Here is a 2426-nt window from a genome sequence, read left to right as displayed (position 1 = left end):
ATTAATTTGGATTCTTGGTATGGTGCTTTATATTGCACTAATGGCTGAAGCTTTCATGGGTTACGTACTACCATGGGGTCAAATGTCATACTGGGGTGCAAAAGTAATTATCAATCTATTTGGCTCATTCCCAATTTTTGGTGAATTAATTTTAGAATTCATTCTAGGTGACTTTTCTGTAGGCGATCCGGTACTTAACCGCTTCTTCTCATTGCATGTTATTGCCATTCCACTTATTTTGGTTATCTTGGTATTCATGCATATTGTTGCACTTCATACAGTTGGTTCAAACAACCCTGATGGCGTTGAAATTAAGAAAAATAAAGATGCGAATGGCATTCCAAAAGATGGCATTCCGTTCCACCCTTACTACAGTGTAAAAGACATTATGGGTGTCGTAGTATTCTTAATGATCTTTAGTGCTATTGTATTTTTTGCACCAGCCTTAGGTGGATACTTCTTGGAGGCCCCAAATTTTGTTGAAGCAAACCCACTCAAAACGCCAGGTCGTATTGCGCCGCTTTGGTACTTAACACCATTCTATTCAGTGTTAAGAGCTATTCCACCAATGTTTGGTTCGCAATTACCAGGCGTGTTTGCAATGTTTGCAGCGCTATCAATCTTGGTAGCACTACCTTGGTTAGATCGCTCTAAAGTTAAATCAATTAGATACCGCTCATGGCCTTATAAAGTTGCTTTAGGAATATTTGTTGTTTCCTTTATCGTCTTGGGTTGGTTAGGAATGCAAGCAGTAACACCGCTATACAGCCTAATGGCTCAGATTTTCACGGCGCTTTATTTTGCATTCTTTATTCTGATGCCTTGGTTTACCTCAATTGGAAAAACCAAGCCAGTGCCTGAAAGAACAACGGAGCGTTAATATGAAAACATTACTAAACACGACATTATCAGCGATGGCTGCAATGGTTATCTCTTTTAACGCAAGCGCTTCAGGTGCTGGCGTTCATTTAGAGGCTGCCAATACAGATATTACTGACCAGGCTTCTTTGCAACGTGGCGCTAGATCATTTATGAACAATTGTTCAGGTTGCCACTCAATTGAATTTATGCGCTATAATCGTATTGCTAAAGATTTAAATATTAGCGATGCAGATATGGCCAACAACCTAATGTTTAATGCTGAAAAAACAGGTAGTCTGATTTTCTCTTCAATGCCTGAAGATGGTGCAAAAGAATGGTTTGGCACAACGCCACCAGATTTATCACTAACGGGCAGAGCGCGCGGCACGGATTGGATTTACACCTATCTTAAAGGCTTTTATGCTGATGAAACTCGCCCTTATGGCGTAAATAATCACGTATTAGAGAATGCATCTATGCCTGACATCTTATGGAAGTCAAAGCAGGACAAATCTGAAAAAGAATTCAATCAAGAGGTGAGAGATATCACCAACTTCTTGGATTATGTCTCAGAGCCTGTTAAGCTAATCAGAGTCGAGATTGGTTTCAAGGTCCTAGGATTCTTGTTTATCTTATTCATTTTGTCTTATTTACTTAAGCAAGAATATTGGAAAGATGTCAAGTATGGCAAATGGCGTGCAAAAGACTAGTTAGTCGCTAATATTAGAAACACATAACAGCGCTCTTAAATAGGGGGTGCTGTTTTTTTATTTTAAAGGGGTAATCAATCATGTTAATAAAACCTAATCCATCTTCAACAACTTTGTACTCATCTCCTCACGAGATTGAGTCTCATGTTGTTCGCTTTATCATGGCTGAAAAAAATATCGAAAGGGATATTTTCAACATTGAAATTAATGAAATGCCGGAAGAAATTTTAGAACTAAACCCTTGTCAATCGCTACCAACACTATTTGATCGTGGCATTGTTCTTTATGATTTATCAGTAATCATGGAATATCTTGATGAAAGATTCCCATTCCCACCGCTATTACCCGTTGACCCAATTGAAAAATCAGAAAAAAGATTAATGATCTTTAGATTTACACGCTCTGCAGGCTGTTGGTTTGAGCTGGTTGATACAATTGAAAATGGTGACAAAAAAGCGGCGACCGAAGCTCGTAAAATTCTGAAAAGCAATCTAATCGAATTGGTGCCTTTATTTGCTTACAAACCTTTCTTTAAAAGTGATGATATGACAATTGTTGACGCTTGTCTCGGTGCATTATTATGGCGCATGAAAAAACTAGACATAGAACTAGGTGCATCAGGAAAAGCGGTTACTGACTACGCTAAGAGATTGTTTGTAAGAGATTCATTTAAAGAGTCTTTGACTGACTGCGAAAAAGAATATAACTAAATTAGAATGGCTGCTGTTGCACCCTATTTAATTAGAGCCTATCATCAGTGGATGGAAGATTCGGGGCTTAGCGCACATATTCTTGTAGACTGTACAAATACAGAAGTAGTTGTACCTACACAATTTATTCAAGATGATCGCATCT

Annotated in this window: 3 protein-coding genes; all 3 read left to right on the top strand. The window is 38.3% G+C overall.

Annotation, left to right across the window (positions count from 1 at the left end):
• On the top strand, positions 1–880 hold an 880-nt coding region (locus BTHERMOSOX_RS10410; protein WP_138121080.1), incomplete at its 5' end, for a cytochrome b.
• A 1-nt stretch (position 881) separates the two neighbouring features.
• Positions 882–1571 (top strand): cytochrome c1, encoded by a 690-nt coding sequence (locus BTHERMOSOX_RS10405; RefSeq protein ID WP_138121079.1) that lies wholly within the window; start codon positions 882–884, stop codon positions 1569–1571.
• Positions 1572–1651: 80 nt separating this feature from the next.
• Positions 1652–2281, top strand: a complete 630-nt coding sequence (locus tag BTHERMOSOX_RS10400) for a glutathione S-transferase N-terminal domain-containing protein (RefSeq protein WP_138121078.1) — start codon at positions 1652–1654, stop codon at positions 2279–2281.
• The last annotated feature ends 145 nt before the right edge of the window (positions 2282–2426 follow it).

Origin of the sequence: Bathymodiolus heckerae thiotrophic gill symbiont, from assembly GCF_900128515.1 — a bacterium.
In the GTDB taxonomy this organism is placed as follows: domain Bacteria; phylum Pseudomonadota; class Gammaproteobacteria; order PS1; family Pseudothioglobaceae; genus Thioglobus_A.
Note: the sequence above shows the minus strand (reverse complement) of the source record. Positions and strands in the feature narration are given on the sequence as shown.